A 14,727-nucleotide genomic window follows, 5' to 3' on the forward strand; every position below is an offset into this window, starting at 1 on the left:
GACCGGCCCCGTACGGCGGCCCCGTCATCCCGTCGCCGCCGAATCCCCGCGGCGCCCACACCACCCCGGCCGCTCCCGCTCCCGCACGCGGCCGCCCCGATCCGTACGGCACCCCGCGCCACCCCGGTGAATGGTGACCAACACCGCACACCACGGCCCGACTTGAGCCAGCCACTGCCGTAGCCGTCAAGTGGCCCTACGGCAGGCTCAGTTGGGTGCGCCCGGCGGCACCCTGGGCAGCGGATCGACCCGCACCGACCCGGCATCGGCCAGGAAGGCCCGGATCAACTCGCCCGCCTCACGCGCCTGTTCCTCGCCCTGGCACCGCAGCTCCGTCCCGAGGCGCCGCACGGCACCCCGCAGCGACATGCGGACCGGCGCGTGGAGAGCCGTGTCGTCGAGCAGGGTCAGCAGGTGGTTCAGGAGGGTCCAGTCGGCCGCGTGTTGCACGGCGGCCCCGCCGGGCAGCTCGACGGGTACCGGGTCGGTACGGCGCCAGGTGGCGGCGAGGAGTGCGTCGACGATGTCGGTGACACCGGGCGCCGCGGGGTCGGCCGCATGCTGCCAGGCCACGCGGTTGAGCCGGGCCGGGTCCAGCAGGTCCTCCGTGACCAGCGCGGTCGCGACCCGTACGGCCTCCAAGGGGTCGAAGATCCGCCCGGCACCGGTGTCGAGGTACTGATCCGTCCGGTCGTAGCGGATCGCGGGCGGGGTGAGGGTGTCCAACACCGAGCCGGGCAGGGCGAGTTGCTCGGCCCGCAGCAGTTCGGCGAGGCGGGTCAGCGCCGTGTGCTGAGTGGCCGCGTCGACCCCTTGTGCACCCCGGCCGTCCTCGCCCGCGAGGCCGTACGCGTAGCGCACCCCACCCACCAGCCGGGCCACGGCCGTCACCTCGTGCCGGTGCAGAAGGTGCAACAGGACGGCCCGTTCCTCCAGTTCACCGGTCTGCCGGTCGGGCGGCAGCACCCCGCGGCAGAAGCCGTCCAGTGCGATACGGCGGACCCGCAGCATCGTCTCCAGCGCCTGGAGGGCGTCCGGCCCGCTGACCCAGGTCACGGCGTCGGCGTGCGCGGCGCTCGGGCCCTGGGCGTCCTCGTCGGAGAGGTAGATCAGGCCCGACTCGGCCGCGTCGGCGCGCAGTTGGACGAGCGCGGTCTCCTCCGCGCCTTCACCGAACCGGCCGTAGCCATGCGCGACCAGGAAGTGGTCCCACGGCCCGAGTCCCGTGCCGTACGCGGCGGACAGATCGAGGTCGCCCTCCTCCGTGACCTGGACGCGCGCGTGCGGGTAGTCCATGACGGACGGCTCGGGGTGCTGCGTACTGGCGAAATTGTGCATGAAGCCGAGGGCGTGGCCGATCTCGTGCGCGGCGAGCTGACGCAGCCGGGCGAGCACCAACTCCTCGACGGCGGCGAGCCGTTCGGCCTCGTCCGGGCGGCCGTACGGTGCGAGGAGGGACTCGCCGAGCGCGCGGACCTGTTCGACGCGCTGGGAGCCGAGTCGTACCCGGGCGTGCAGGATCTCGCCGGTGCGCGGGTCGGTCAGGCCCTGGCCGAGGGACCAGCCGCGGCCCGCCCGGTGCACCCAGACCACCCCGTTGACGTCGGAGTCGTAGGGGTCGAAGCCGTCGTCGCCGGGTTCGACCCGGTAGGCGTCGGGGAGTCCGATCCGGGCGAAGGCCTGCTGCCACCAGTTGCCGCCCTCGACGACCGCCGAGCGGAACGGCTCCGGGACGGCCGGGTCGATCCGGAAGACGATCGGGGCGCCGCCGGGTTCCGCGCGGAAGCGGGGCTGGAGCTTGACCTGGGTGCTCGCCCGACCGACGAGGCCGTGGTCGGCGTAGCCCATGCCGTAGCCTCCCGAGGCGGGGTGGTAACGCCGGACGGGCAGCGGGGACGCGGGCAGCCGCAGCAGGTTCAGCTGCTGGACGACGGTGAGGGCGCGCGGGTCGGCGGCGACCGCCCGGACCGCCGGTCCCCGGCCGGGACCTCGGAAGGTGAGCAGCGCGGGCAGCCGGACGGCGGTGGGGCCGGTGCGGCTGTCGGCGACGAGCGGGAGGCTCGTGGACGCGTCGACCGTGTAGTCGCCCTGCTCGCGGGCGTGCAGATGCTCGGCGATCGCGTCGTGGTCGGCGACGACGAGCCCGGTCGCGTCCACGACCGCCGCGCCGTTCTCCTCGCGCAGCACGGGCCCGCTCCACAGCACGGACAGCGCGAACGACTCGTCCCCGGCCCGTACGGCGGCCGCGTCGCCGGAGGTCAGGAAGTGCTTGTTGCGGACGGCGAACAGGACCCGGTCGCCGACCCGGCGGAACTCGGCGAGCCATGTCCTGCCCGCCTTCCCCCGGTCCAGCCAGAGGTCGCTGGAGCCCAGGCCCTGGGAGAGGGAGACGGAGAGGAGGAAGGGTTCGTCGAAGTGGCGGATGCCCAACAGCAGCCGGTCCGAACGGAGTTCGGGGTCGGGGATCAGATCGATGAAGTCGGCTTCGCCGGGCATGCGGGGGCCTTTCGGTTGAGCAACGTCGAGTTGATGTTGTCAGGCCCCTGCCTCCAGCACCGCGTTGGCTCGTTGTTACGGTGCACCGGTGTCTGAATCTTCACGCGATACTCCCGCAGGCGCCGGTTGGGGCGCCGGGGAGCGCGGCGCGTATCAGCAGCTCATGCCGTCCCACGTCAAGAAGGTCTCGTGGCTCGACCCGAGGACCCTGTGGGCCGCACGCAACGGTGTGCTGGCGTCCTGGTTCGGGGACCCGACCGGCGACACCCGCAGCCGTTGGGTGGCGCAGCGCGCGGCCGCCGGAGCAGCCGCCGACAAGGTGATCCGGCGCGACGATCCCGACACCTTCTCCTTCATGGTCATCGGTGACACCGGCGAGGGCGACGATCCTCAATACGCCGTCGTACCGGGCTTTCTGAAGGCCAGTCAGGAAACGGCCTTCGCGGTCGTCGCCAGTGACGTCATCTATCCCGTCGGCACCGCGGACGACTACGAGACGAAGTTCTTCCGCCCGTACCAGGCCTATCCGGCGCCCATCTACGCGATACCCGGCAACCACGACTGGTACGAGGATCTCGGCGGTTTCATGCGCGTCTTCTGCGACGACGCGCCCGCGCTGCCCGCGCCGAAGGCGCCGCGCCCTCTGACGCGCGCCTGGTGGCGGTCGCTGCTGTGGCACCACCCGCGCCCGTCCGACGGTGAACGCCTGGACAAGGCCCGGGAGTTGCGTTCCTCGCCGGTCCAGCAGGCCGTGCAGCCGGGCCCGTACTGGGCGATCGACGCGGGACCGGTCCGCATCATCGGTATCGACACGGGCCTCTTGGGCACGATCGACGCCGAACAGGGCGCCTGGCTGCGCGAGGTGGCGAAGGGGCCCACGCCGAAGATCCTCATCACCGGTTCACCCCTGTACGTGGACGGCGAGCACCATCCCTGCGCCATCGAGGGCGGCGGTACGGTCGACGGCATCGTCAGCGATCCGGCCCACCACTTCGTCGCCGCGATAGGCGGCGACATCCACAACTACCAGCGCTATCCGGTCCAGTTGGCGGACGGCCGCACCCTCCAGTACGTGGTCTCGGGCGGCGGCGGCGCGTTCATGCACGCGACCCACACCGTGCCGCGCGTCGACATCGGACACGTCACCGAGCAGGACTTCCGCTGCTATCCGCTGCGCGGCGACTCCCTCGCCTTCTACAGCCGGCTGTACGGCCGCCGACTGCACCTGCGCCGCTTCTTCACCCTCACCGAGGCCGAGGCGTCGGCCGTGATCTGCGAGCGCCTCGGCATCCCGCCGACCCGCACCCCGGGCCCGCCCGTCCGGATCACCCGTCGCATCCGCCTGGTCGCGAGCCTGCTGGGCGCCGGGGGCCGTCCCGACCGCCGCTCGCGCTTCCGCCTCCCGGTGCGCAAGATCTACACCCAGCTCTTCTCGCCCGGCTCGGTGACGTACAGCCCGCCGTTCTTCAAGTGCTTCCTGCGGCTGGACGTCACCCCGGACGCGATCCGCCTGCGCTGTTTCGCGGCCACCGGCAACCACGCCCAGGAGATCGACCCGCCGGTCGAGGACGAGATCACCATCCCGCTGCGCTGATCACCCGCCCGCAATGTTCTCCTGTCACCATCAGGACAGAACAGAACCGACGTACGACCGCCGGAGGAGCCCGTGCCGCCCACCTCACGCCCGCTGCGGAAGCTGGGCTTCCTCACGATCGGCCTCTTCGACGAGGCCGATCCGCGCCGGGGCCACGAGTCGACGCTGGAGATCATCGAACTGGGCGAGCGCCTGGGCTTCGACAGCGCGTGGCTGCGCCACCGCCATCTCCAGTACGGCATCTCCTCCCCCGTCGCGGTCATGGCGGCGGCCTCGCAGCGCACCAGCCGTATCGAACTCGGCACGGCGGTGATCCCGCTCGGCTGGGAGAACCCGCTGCGGCTGGCGGAGGATCTGGCGACCGTCGACATCCTGTCCGGGGGCCGCATCAACCCGGGTGTGAGCGTCGGCCCGCCGATGCACTTCGACCAGCTCAAGGAGGCGTTGTACCCCGACACCGCCGACGTCGAGGACTTCAGCTACGAACGGGTGCGCCGCCTCCTGGACTTCGTGCGGGGCGAGCCGGCCACCGACTTCAGCGGGGTCGTGGGTTTCGAAGTGTTCTCGGACCGGGTGCAGCCGCACTCGCCCGGTCTGGGCCGTCGCCTCTGGTACGGCGGTGGCAGCGCGGGCTCGGCGAGGTGGGCCGGCGAGCACGGGATGAACTTCCTGACGAGCAGTGTCGTCAAGGCCGAAGGGCCGGACGAGTCAAGGGACTTCGCCGAGATCCAGCTCTCCCACATCCGTACGTTCCGCGCCCACCACCCCGACGGCGACGCCGCCCGCGTCTCCCAGGGCCTGGTGGTCATCCCGACCGACTCCGCGTCGCCCGAACAGCGCGCGAGGTACGAGGAGTTCGCCCGCAAGCGCACTCCCCGTACGACGTCACCGCAGGGACCGGCCCGGCTGATGTTCGCGCCGGACATCGTCGGCACCTCGGAGGAGATCGCCGAACTCCTGCACGCGCACGCCGCGTTCAGGGAGATCGACGAGGTGGCGTTCGCGCTGCCGTTCACCTTCGAGCACGAGGACTACGTGCAGATCCTCACGGACATGGCGACGAAGCTGGGGCCGGCGCTCGGGTGGAAGCCCACCGTCTGACCTCGGTGTCACCAGCGGCCGGGCTCGGTACCGACGATCGGGTCCGAGAGCTTGCCGTCGACGCCGACCGGTATGTCGCCGGTGAGCATCACGCGGTGCATGGTCCGCGGGAAGCCGAGGTGGGCGTTGTCGCTGGGGGCGAGGTGGATGGTGGCCCGGTTGTCCCAGAAGGCCACGCTGCCCGGCTCCCAGCGGAACCGGACCGTGTACTCGGGCCGGGTCGCCTGCGCGAGCAGCATCTCCAGGATCGCGGCGCTCTCCGCGCGGGAGACGTCGGTGATCTGCTCCAGGTAGTAGCCGTTGACGAACAGCACCCGCTCCCCCGTCTCGGGGTGCACCCGTACCAGCGGGTGCACCGAGGCGACCTGGTGGTCCAGGAGGTGGCGGACGTACGCGTCGTCGCCGGGCCGCGGCTGATAGCCGACGCCGAGCCGGTGCTCGGCCCGCAGCCCGTCCACGAACTCCCGTACCGGCTGCGACAGTCCGGCGTACGCGGCCGCCAGATTCGCCCAGGTGGTGTCGCCGCCGTACGGCGGGACGGTCTCCGCGCGCAGGATCGTCGCGGCGGGCGGGTCGACGCGGGCGCCGTGGTCGCAGTGCCAGCCGCGCAGGAGTGTGTGCCTGCGCCGCTCCAGCCACTCCTCGTGCTCCATGCCGAACCGGCCGCCCAGCTCCAGCCGGTCGGCGGTCGTCTCGACCTCGGGGAAGCCGGCCGGTGACGCGCCGCCGCGCCGCCCGAGCACGACCGGTTCCCCGAACCTGCGCGCGAACGCCACATGCCCGGCGTGATCGAGCCGTTGGTCCCGGAAGAACACGACCTTCCAGCGCAGCACCGCCGCCCGGATCGCGGCGACCACGGCGTCGTCGAGTTCACCGGCCAGGTCGACACCGGTGATCTCGGCCCCGATGTGCCCGGAGGCCGGCCGCACCTCCATGCCGTCCACCCGCACCGTCCCGTCCGTCGTCGTACCGCTGCTGTCCGTGGTCATACGTGCTCCGTCGTCCGTGCTCGATGGGTCGTCCGTACCTGGTCGTACCCAGGTCGTACCGATTCCAAGGAAGATCGTGTCAGCGATCCCCGCACAGGGCGACAGAGGTTCCGGTCGCCCATACTGGGTGTACCGCACAGTCAAGGGAAGGCCCGACCGTGATCAGCATCCCGACGCACACGCTCAACGACGGCACGAAGATCCCCGCCATCGGCCTGGGTACCTGGCCGATGGACGACGCGACGGCCGAGGAGGCCGTCGACGGCGCGTTGCGCATGGGCTATCGCCTGGTGGACACGGCGACGAACTACCGCAACGAGACCGGCGTCGGCCGTGGCATCGCCCGCAGCGGGGTGCCGCGCGAGGAGATCGTCGTGACGACGAAGCTGCCGGGCCGCCACCACGGCTACGACGAGACCCTCGCCTCCTTCGAGGAGTCCCGGGCGCGGCTCGGCGTGGAGTACGTGGACCTGTATCTGATCCACTGGCCGCTGCCCCGCGTCGGCAAGTTCGTCGATTCCTGGAAGGCGATGATCAAGCTCCGTGAGGAGGGTCTCGTCCGGTCGATCGGCGTCTCGAACTTCACCCCCGGGCACATCGAGCAGTTGGAGAAGGAGACCGGCGTCCTGCCCTCCGTCAACCAGATCGAGCTGCACCCTCTGTTCCCGCAGGACGAACTGCGTGCCTTCGATGCCGAGAAGGGTGTTCTCACGGAGAGTTGGAGCCCTCTCGGACGCGGTTCCGAGCTCTTGAACGACCCCACTGTCGTGACCGTCGCCGAGGCCTTCGGCGTGACACCCGGCCAGGTGGTGCTGCGCTGGCACACGCAGCTCGGGGCCCTTCCGATCCCCAAGTCGGCGGACCCCGACCGGCAGCGCGCGAACCTCGACATCTTCGGCTTCGAGCTCGGCCCGGCCCAACTGTCCGCCATCGCCGACCACTTGCCGCAGCGGCTGGGCGGGGACCCGGAGACGCACGAGGAGTTCTGAGCGCCCGAGGAATCGCGGAGGTGGCCGGGAGCTTCGGGAGTCTGAGGGTTCAGGGTGCGGATGTTGGCGTTTCTGCCCCCAACTCGCCTTCCCTGCCTCTATGTTCACGGCGGATGCTCACGATCTCATCGGAAGGTTCCCGTATGCGCACCGCGTTCCGTACCGCCGTGACCGGGTCGGTGGCCGCCGCCGCTCTGCTGGTCGGCACCGCCGCCCAGGCGACCCCGGCGGGGCCCGGAGTCACCGCCCGGCTGATCAGCCAGACGACGATCGGCGACACCGACTACACCCTGCGCGAGATCACCATTCCGCCCGGCCAGGCAACCGGCTGGCACTACCACGACGGTCCCCTCTACGGCATCGTCAAGCAGGGCACGCTCAGCCACTTCGACTCCAGCTGCGCCTCCGACGGCGTGTACCGGGCGGGCAGCCCCATCCAGGAGCCGGCCGGTTCGGGCAATGTGCACATCGGACGCAATCTGGGGAACGTCCCTCTCGTCCTCGACGTGTTGTACGTCCTGCCGCACGGATCGCCGTTCTCGGAGGACGCGCCGAACCCCGGGTGCCCCTTCGAGTAGGCCCGCCCGGTCGGCGAACGGTCCGGTCAGTCCGGAGGCAGCGGCTGTTCGGCCCAGATGGTCTTGCCGCCGTCGGTCTGCCGGCTGCCCCACCGCTGGGTGAGCTGGGCGACGAGGAGGAGTCCGCGTCCACCCTCGTCGTAGGCGTGGGCGCGGCGCAGATGCGGTGAGGTCGAACTGCCGTCGGAGACCTCGCAGATGAGGGCGCGGTCGCGGATCAGGCGGAGCTGGATGGGCGGTTCGCCGTACCGGATGGCGTTGGTGACGAGTTCGCTGACGACGAGTTCGGTGACGAAGGACTCCTCGTCCAGTCCCCACGCGGTGAGTTGCTCGGTGGCGGACTGCCGGGCCCCGGCCACGTGCGCGGGGTCGGGGTCGATGTCCCAGGTGGCGACCCGGTCGGCGCCCAGTGCGCGGGTGCGCACCAGCAGCAGAGCCACGTCGTCGCTGGGCTCCTCCGGCATCACGGCCTTCAGCACCGAGTCGCACAGTTCGTCCAGCGACTCGGCGGACGCGGTGAGCGCGCGGCACAGTTCGGCGGTGGCGTGGTCGACGTCGCGGTCGCGGTCCTCGATCAGGCCGTCCGTGTACAGGGCGACGACGGCGCCCTCGGGCAGCTCCAACTCCACTGCCTCGAAAGGGAGTCCGCCGACACCGAGCGGTGGTCCGGCGGTCATGGGGACGAGGCTCGCGGTCCCGTCGGGCAGGACGACGGCCGGCGGTGGATGCCCGGCGGCGGCCATGGTGAGGCGGCGCGAGACCGGGTCGTAGACGGCGTAGAGGCAGGTGGCGCCGAGTTCCGCGACCTCGTCGCCGGTGTCGTCCGTCGCGAGGTGGGTGACCAGGTCGTCGAGGTGGGTGAGGAGTTCGTCGGGCGGCAGGTCCACGTCGGCGAGGGTGCGGACGGCCGTGCAGAGCCGGCCCATGGTCGCCGAGGACGGGATGCCGTGTCCGACGACGTCGCCGACGACCAGGGCGACCCGGCTGCCGGACAGCGGGATGACGTCGAACCAGTCGCCGCCGATGCCCGCGAGCGATCCGGAGGGCAGGTAGCGGTGGGCCACCTCGACGGCCGCCTGCCCGGGCAAGTCCCTGGGCAGCAGGCTGCTCTGGAGGGCGAGCGCGGTGGAGCGCTCCCGGGCGAAACGGCGCGCGTTGTCGATGCAGACGGCGGCGCGGCTGGCCAACTCCTCGGCGAGTACGGCGTCGTCGGCGACGTAGTCGTCCGGGTGGGCCATGCGGACCCCCACCGCGACACCGAGCGTGGTGCCCCGCGCCCGCAACGGCACCGCGATCATCGAGTGGACCCCCTTGCGGTGCGAAATCCCCTCGGGCGAGCGGGCGTTGCGGTCCTCGACCCAGCGGACGAAGTCCGGTTCACCGGCCTGACTGCGCACCGCCCGTCCCTCGCGCAGGGCTCGCACGGGCGGCGAGAACGGCGGGTAGACGTCCGTCTGCCCCAGGGGTACGGCGGCGTCCGGCGCGCCCTCGGTGACGGAGCCGTGGGCGACGCGCCGCAGCACGATCTCGCCGTCCGGGGCCGGCGGTGGTTCGTCCGCGCCGAGCACCCACGGGAGCAGGTCCACGCTGGCGAAGTCGGCGTAGCGCGGCACGAGGATCTCCACCAGTTCCTCGGCGGTGCGGACCACGTCGAGGGTGGTGCCGATGCCGACCGCCGCCGCGTTCAGCAGGGCCAGCCGCTGTTGGGCGAGGTACTGCTCGGTGCTGTCGAACGCCGCGAGGGCGACCGCGGTCACGCAGCCGGAGTCGTCCTTGAGGGGCCACATCTCGATGCTCCAGGCGTGCTCCCGGTTCAGGGCGGGAGCGCCCGCCCAGCTGTTGTAGCGGACCGGTCTGCCCGTCTCGGCGGCCAGGCGCAGGTTGGCCAGGAAGCTCCGGCTGTGATCGGCGTCCTCGACGCTCTCCGGGAAGAACCGGCCGATCAGGACGTCCTCGGGCACTCCCATCACGCGGCAGGCGACGTCGTTGAGGCGGAGGTAGCGCTGCTCGGTGTCGAAGACGGACAGCGACATCGACGCCTGCTGGAAGGCCTGCTCGGCCAAGGTGGGCGCGGGTGTGGGTTCGAGTGCGGGTCGGGGTTCGGCGGTGAGGACGTATCCGTGCGGTGCGCCGTCCGCGCCGAGCACCGGGCAGGCCCGCACGGTGAGCGGGAGCGGGGATCCGTCCCGGTGCCGTAGGACCAGGGGTCCCTCCAGCGCGGCCACGGCCGTGGTGGAGGGAGGTTCGGCGAGGAGTGCCCCCACCGACCGGCCCACGGCCTCCTCGGCCGGGTATCCCGTCAGTGTCCGGGCACCGTCGCTCCACCCCGTCACGATGCCTCGGGCATTGATGACCGCTGCGGCGGAGGCCTGCTCCATATCGTCCAGGATGGTCCTATTACCGCGCCGCAACAACCGCGCTACGGCATTTGTGGCCCCTGTGTCACTTCCGGTGGGCGCGGAGTGCGGCGAGGGCCCGGTCGGCGTGGGTGTTCATCCGCAGTTCGCTGGAGACGACCTCCAGGATCGTGCGGTCCTCGCCGATGACGAAGGTGGCCCGCTTGGTGGGCGCCAGCGAGAACCCGCGCTTCACCCCGAACCGCTCCCGGATCGTGCCGTCGGCGTCCGAGAGCAGCGGCATGCCGAGGGTGTGCTTCCCGGCGAACTCCTGCTGCTTGTCGACGGAGTCGCCGCTGATGCCCACGGGCCGCGCGCCGACGGCCGCGAACTCGGCGGCCAGATCACGGAAGTGGCAGGCCTCGGTGGTGCAGCCGGGAGACAGGGCGGCCGGATAGAAGAAGAGCACCACCGGCCCCTCGGCGAGCAGTTCCGTGAGGCTGCGCTCGGCACCGGTCTCGTCCGGCAGCGTGAAGTCCTCGACCTTGTCACCGACGTTCAGGCGTCCCGTCATGACCGTCCCTCCCCATTCTTCGCGACACTACGGGCCCACAGTACGAGGGGTACCTGCAACGGCAGACGCCCGATGGCCGCCGCTTTCTGCGGGGTCGGGCGGTCCCGCCAGTCCAGCGCCATCTTCACGTTGGCGGGGAACACGCCCACGAAGAATCCCGCCGCGGCCAGCGCGGCCGTACGCCGGGTACGCGGCACCGCGATCCCCGCGGCCAGCGCCAGTTCGACGACACCGCTCGCGTACGTCCAGGCGCGGGGCGACCCGGGCAGGGAGCGCGGGATCGTCGCGTCGAACTGTCGCGGCGAGGCGAAGTGGGCGACCCCCGCGGTCGCCAGCAGACCGGCGAGCAGCAGCGACGAGCGTTCGGACCGTGGCACGGTTCCTCCTCTGATGGCCTGCCGCGCGATGTTACTCCACGGTAGAAGGGCGGCGACGGTCGGCCTTGTCCAGCGGTGACGGTTGACCTTGTCCATAGGTGAGGCCCGACGGTCGTGCGGAGACGAACGAGAGGAACCCGCATGAACGTGCGCTGCCTGATCCTCGACATCGGCGGTGTCCTGGAACTCACTCCCCGCACGGGCTGGCTCCCCCGCTGGGACGAGCGCCTCGGCCTCTCCCCGGGCACGGCGGACCGACGACTGACCGACGTGTGGGAGGCCGGAGAGATCGGGACCATCACCGAGAACGAGGTGCGCGACCAGGTGGCCGCCCGGCTGGGACTCGGCCCGGTGGACACCGAGTCCTTCATGGCCGACCTGTGGGACGAGTACCTGGGCACCCCGAACACCGGACTCATCGACTACGTGGCGGGACTGCGTCCGCACTGCCGGCTGGGCATCCTCAGCAACAGTTTCGTGGGCGCCCGTGAGCTGGAGTCGACGGCGTACGGCTTCGACCGGCTGGTCGACGAGATCGTCTACTCGCACGAGACCGGCGTCCGCAAGCCCGACCCCCGGGCCTTCGCCATCACCTGCGCCCGACTCCAAGTGCGGCCCGGCGACTGCCTGTTCGTCGACGACTTCACTCCCAACATCGAGGCCGCCCGTGCCGCCGGGATGCAGGCGCACCTGTTCGAGGGCAACGCCGGCACGGTCGCGCGGATCACCGCACATCTGGACCCTACAGTTTCGGTCTGACCTTTGATATGTTTCGCAACCGGAACCGGAGAAGGGTCCACATTCCATGGACTTTGAGCTGACCGAGGACCAGGAGACGATCCGCAAGTCCGTCGCCGGACTGCTGCGCGACTTCGACGACCAGTACTGGATGGAGAAGGACCAGGCGCACGAGTTCCCGACGGAGTTCTACGACACCGTCGCGGGCGGCGGCTGGCTCGGGATCACGATCCCGGAGGAGTACGGCGGCCACGGCCTCGGCATCACCGAGGCCAGCCTGCTGCTGGAAGAGGTGGCACGCTCGGGCGGCGGGATGAACGCGGCCAGCGCGATCCATCTGTCCATCTTCGGCATGCATCCGGTGGTGGTGCACGGCTCCGAGGAGCTGAAACGGCGGACGCTCCCGCGCATCGCCTCCGGCGACCTGCACGTCTGCTTCGGCGTCACCGAACCGGGCGCGGGACTCGACACCGCGAGCATCACGACGTACGCGCGACGGGACGGCGGCCACTACGTCGTCAACGGCCGCAAGGTGTGGATCTCCAAGGCCGTGGAGTCGGAGAAGATCCTGCTGCTGACCCGCACCAGCAAGGCGGACGAGGTCGCCAAGAAGACCGACGGGATGACCCTGTTCCTGACGGACATCGACCGCGACCGGATCGACATCCGCCCGATCCCGAAGATGGGCCGCAACGCCGTCACCTCGAACGAACTCTTCATCGACGACCTGCGCATCCCGGTCGAGGACCGCGTCGGCGAGGAGGGCCAGGGCTTCCGCTACCTCCTCGACGGCCTCAACCCGGAGCGCATGCTGATCGCCGCGGAGGCCCTCGGCATCGGCCGGGCCTCGCTCGACAAGGCCGTGCAGTACGGCAAGGAGCGCATCGTCTTCGGCCGGCCCATCGGCATGAACCAGGCCATCCAGTTCCCCCTCGCGGACTCCCTCACCCGCCTCGACGCGGCCGAGCTCGTGCTGCGCAAGGCGACGTGGCTGTACGACAACGGGAGGCCCTGCGGGCGGGAGGCGAACACCGCCAAGTACCTGTGCGCCGACGCCGGGTTCACGGCCGCCGACCGGGCCGTGCAGACGCACGGCGGCATGGGCTACTCCGAGGAGTACGCCGTGGCCCGCTACTTCCGCGAGGCCCGCCTCATGCGCATCGCACCGATCAGTCAGGAAATGATCCTGAACTACCTGGGATCACACACGCTGGGACTCCCGAGGAGCTACTGAATGACCGACAGCACAGGGCTGTTCGACCTCACGGGCCGGTCGGCGCTGGTCACCGGCGCCGGGGGCGGCATCGGTTCCGCGGTCGCCGAGGCCCTGGCGCGCGCGGGTGCCGCGGTGCTGGTGACCGACGTCGACGAGTCGGCCGCCGCGGCCGTCGCGGGGAAGATCAGCGCCGCGGGCCTGACGGCGGACAGCGCCGCACTCGACGTACGGGACCGGCCCGCCGCCGACGCGGCGGTGGCACGCGCGGCGGCGCTCGCCGACGGGACGCTGCACATCCTCGTGAACAACGCCGGGGTCATCGCGCCGGCCATGTTCGACAAGCTGGAGGAAGAGGCGTTCCGGCGGGTCCTCGACATCCATGTGATGGGCACCTTCCACTGCGCGCAGGCCGCGCTGCCGTTCCTGCCGGACGACGGCAGGGGGCGGATCATCAACGTCACCTCGTCGGCGGGCCTGGTCGGCACGCTCGGGCAGGTCAACTACTCGGCCGCCAAGGCGGGGATCATCGGCCTGACGAAGTCCCTGGCCCGCGAACTGGCGCGTCGACGCGTGCTGGTCAACGCCCTGGCACCGCTGGCGGCCACACCCATGACGGAGACCATCCGCACCGACGAGAAGTTCTCGGCCCAGATGCTCGCCCGCATTCCGCTGGGCCGGTGGGCCGAGCCGGCGGAGATCGCGGGCAGTTTCGTGTTCCTCGCCTCGGACGCCGCGTCCTTCATCACCGGGCAGGTCCTGCCGGTGGACGGCGGCATGGTCATGTGACGGGCGACGTGCGTGCCGCGCGGCACGGTGATGTGACAGGCGGCGCGCGTGCTGTGTTGAATGGTTCAGCCAAAGAGGCCGAAGAGCGCGGCTTCCGACGAGAGGCCTGAACCTGTGCAGAGCGCCGAGCACCCTTCCCGCACCGTCCGGGGGCGCGCCGCCACCGGTGAACCCCGGCCGCGCTTCGACACGCTCACCGTCCCCAAGGCCTCGGACGTCTTGGCGGCGGAGGTGCGCGAGCGGATCCTCTCCGGGGAGTTCACCGAGGGTACGGCGCTGCCGCCGGAACGGCAGCTGGTCGAGCAGACCGGGCTGAGCCGGGCGACGGTGCGCGAGGCGCTGCGCATCCTGGAGGTCGAACGGCTCCTGGAGATCAGGCCGGGGCGCGGGGGCGGCGCCTTCGTGCACCGGCCGGGCCGTGAATCGCTCGCCAACACCGTGCGGTTGGTGATCCGGGGACAGCGCATCCGCCTTGAGGACCTGCACGAGACGCGGGAGGCGATCGAGCCCGCGTGCGCGGCACTGGCGGCCAGGCGGCGCACCGACGCCGACCTCGCGGAGCTGGACGACGCCCACACGGACCTGGTCTCGGCGGGCGAGGACATCCAGCGCTTCCTGCGCGCCAACATCCGCTGGCACAACGCCGTGGCGAGGGCCGGCGAGAACGAGCTTCTCATCGGGTTCATGAGCGCTCTCTCGCAGTCGATCCACGCGGCCACCAACATCGAGCAGTTCATGGACGCGGACATCCGCAAGCTCACGGCCCGCGCGCACGCCCGGATCACCGAGGCGATCCGGGACCGCGACAGCGAGGCGGCGATGCGCCGGATGACGCGCCATGTGTGCGGCTTCGCCCGGGCCGCCGCCGAGGTGGACCGCCGGGACGGCGTGGAGCTCACGGATCCCGAGAACTGACCCGTCCGAGCGCGAGAATGTGATTCTCCTCTTCGTGC

Annotated in this window: 13 protein-coding genes; 8 read left to right on the forward strand and 5 right to left on the reverse strand. The window is 71.1% G+C overall.

The annotated features are described in order from the left end of the window. Window positions 1-207 precede the first annotated feature (207 nt). Complete coding sequence (locus ACNFOC_RS10805; protein ID WP_416958870.1) at window positions 208-2,496, reverse strand: zinc-dependent metalloprotease; 2,289 nt, start codon at window positions 2,494-2,496, stop codon at window positions 208-210. Window positions 2,497-2,584: 88 nt separating this feature from the next. Between ACNFOC_RS10805 and ACNFOC_RS10810 the strand changes: the two genes are divergently transcribed. Then, window positions 2,585-4,090 carry a metallophosphoesterase family protein gene (locus ACNFOC_RS10810; RefSeq protein ID WP_416958871.1) on the forward strand — a complete coding sequence of 502 codons (1,506 nt, stop codon included), beginning with the start codon at window positions 2,585-2,587 and terminating at the stop codon, window positions 4,088-4,090. A 72-nt stretch (window positions 4,091-4,162) separates the two neighbouring features. Then, window positions 4,163-5,191 carry an LLM class flavin-dependent oxidoreductase gene (locus tag ACNFOC_RS10815; RefSeq protein WP_416958872.1) on the forward strand — a complete coding sequence of 343 codons (1,029 nt, stop codon included), beginning with the start codon at window positions 4,163-4,165 and terminating at the stop codon, window positions 5,189-5,191. Between the two features lie 8 nt (window positions 5,192-5,199). Here the strand turns inward: ACNFOC_RS10815 and ACNFOC_RS10820 are convergent, their stop codons facing one another. After that, on the reverse strand, window positions 5,200-6,180 hold the full coding sequence (locus ACNFOC_RS10820; RefSeq protein ID WP_416958873.1) for a TauD/TfdA dioxygenase family protein: 981 nt from the start codon (window positions 6,178-6,180) through the stop codon (window positions 5,200-5,202). Window positions 6,181-6,338: 158 nt separating this feature from the next. Here ACNFOC_RS10820 and ACNFOC_RS10825 point away from each other — a divergent pair, with 158 nt between their 5' ends. Next, window positions 6,339-7,169 (forward strand): aldo/keto reductase, encoded by an 831-nt coding sequence (locus ACNFOC_RS10825; protein ID WP_416958874.1) that lies wholly within the window; start codon window positions 6,339-6,341, stop codon window positions 7,167-7,169. Window positions 7,170-7,312: 143 nt separating this feature from the next. Then, window positions 7,313-7,747, forward strand: coding sequence for a cupin domain-containing protein (locus tag ACNFOC_RS10830; protein ID WP_416958875.1), 435 nt, complete (start codon window positions 7,313-7,315; stop codon window positions 7,745-7,747). 26 nt (window positions 7,748-7,773) lie between these two features. Here the strand turns inward: ACNFOC_RS10830 and ACNFOC_RS10835 are convergent, their stop codons facing one another. The 3 genes from ACNFOC_RS10835 to ACNFOC_RS10845 form a co-directional block, all read right to left on the reverse strand. Beyond that, window positions 7,774-10,125 carry a SpoIIE family protein phosphatase gene (locus ACNFOC_RS10835; protein WP_416958876.1) on the reverse strand — a complete coding sequence of 784 codons (2,352 nt, stop codon included), beginning with the start codon at window positions 10,123-10,125 and terminating at the stop codon, window positions 7,774-7,776. Window positions 10,126-10,189: 64 nt separating this feature from the next. Continuing rightward, window positions 10,190-10,657 (reverse strand): peroxiredoxin, encoded by a 468-nt coding sequence (locus ACNFOC_RS10840; RefSeq protein ID WP_416958877.1) that lies wholly within the window; start codon window positions 10,655-10,657, stop codon window positions 10,190-10,192. Then, window positions 10,654-11,034, reverse strand: a complete 381-nt coding sequence (locus ACNFOC_RS10845) for a DoxX family protein (RefSeq protein WP_405969636.1) — start codon at window positions 11,032-11,034, stop codon at window positions 10,654-10,656. The genes ACNFOC_RS10840 and ACNFOC_RS10845 overlap by 4 nt, the downstream gene beginning before the upstream one ends. Before the next feature lie 141 nt (window positions 11,035-11,175). Here ACNFOC_RS10845 and ACNFOC_RS10850 point away from each other — a divergent pair, with 141 nt between their 5' ends. From ACNFOC_RS10850 to ACNFOC_RS10865, 4 genes are all read left to right on the forward strand, one after another. Beyond that, on the forward strand, window positions 11,176-11,793 hold the full coding sequence (locus ACNFOC_RS10850) for an HAD family hydrolase (RefSeq protein WP_416958878.1): 618 nt from the start codon (window positions 11,176-11,178) through the stop codon (window positions 11,791-11,793). Between the two features lie 46 nt (window positions 11,794-11,839). Next, on the forward strand, window positions 11,840-13,006 hold the full coding sequence (locus tag ACNFOC_RS10855; protein ID WP_416958879.1) for an acyl-CoA dehydrogenase family protein: 1,167 nt from the start codon (window positions 11,840-11,842) through the stop codon (window positions 13,004-13,006). Then, window positions 13,007-13,774 carry an SDR family NAD(P)-dependent oxidoreductase gene (locus tag ACNFOC_RS10860; protein WP_416958880.1) on the forward strand — a complete coding sequence of 256 codons (768 nt, stop codon included), beginning with the start codon at window positions 13,007-13,009 and terminating at the stop codon, window positions 13,772-13,774. Between the two features lie 114 nt (window positions 13,775-13,888). After that, a complete protein-coding gene (locus ACNFOC_RS10865; RefSeq protein ID WP_416958881.1) occupies window positions 13,889-14,689 on the forward strand; it encodes a FadR/GntR family transcriptional regulator in 801 nt (266 codons plus the stop codon). Window positions 14,690-14,727 lie beyond the last annotated feature (38 nt).

This window comes from Streptomyces colwelliae (assembly GCF_048158785.1).
In the GTDB taxonomy this organism is placed as follows: domain Bacteria; phylum Actinomycetota; class Actinomycetes; order Streptomycetales; family Streptomycetaceae; genus Streptomyces.

Coding starts and splice junctions, on each gene's coding strand:
- ACNFOC_RS10840 (WP_416958877.1), bottom strand. CDS start 10,657: ATGACGGGACGCCTGAACGTCGGTGACAAGGTCGAGGACTTCACGCTG.
- ACNFOC_RS10835 (WP_416958876.1), bottom strand. CDS start 10,125: ATGGAGCAGGCCTCCGCCGCAGCGGTCATCAATGCCCGAGGCATCGTG.
- ACNFOC_RS10860 (WP_416958880.1), top strand. CDS start 13,007: ATGACCGACAGCACAGGGCTGTTCGACCTCACGGGCCGGTCGGCGCTG.
- ACNFOC_RS10805 (WP_416958870.1), bottom strand. CDS start 2,496: ATGCCCGGCGAAGCCGACTTCATCGATCTGATCCCCGACCCCGAACTC.
- ACNFOC_RS10830 (WP_416958875.1), top strand. CDS start 7,313: ATGCGCACCGCGTTCCGTACCGCCGTGACCGGGTCGGTGGCCGCCGCC.
- ACNFOC_RS10855 (WP_416958879.1), top strand. CDS start 11,840: ATGGACTTTGAGCTGACCGAGGACCAGGAGACGATCCGCAAGTCCGTC.
- ACNFOC_RS10850 (WP_416958878.1), top strand. CDS start 11,176: ATGAACGTGCGCTGCCTGATCCTCGACATCGGCGGTGTCCTGGAACTC.
- ACNFOC_RS10820 (WP_416958873.1), bottom strand. CDS start 6,180: ATGACCACGGACAGCAGCGGTACGACGACGGACGGGACGGTGCGGGTG.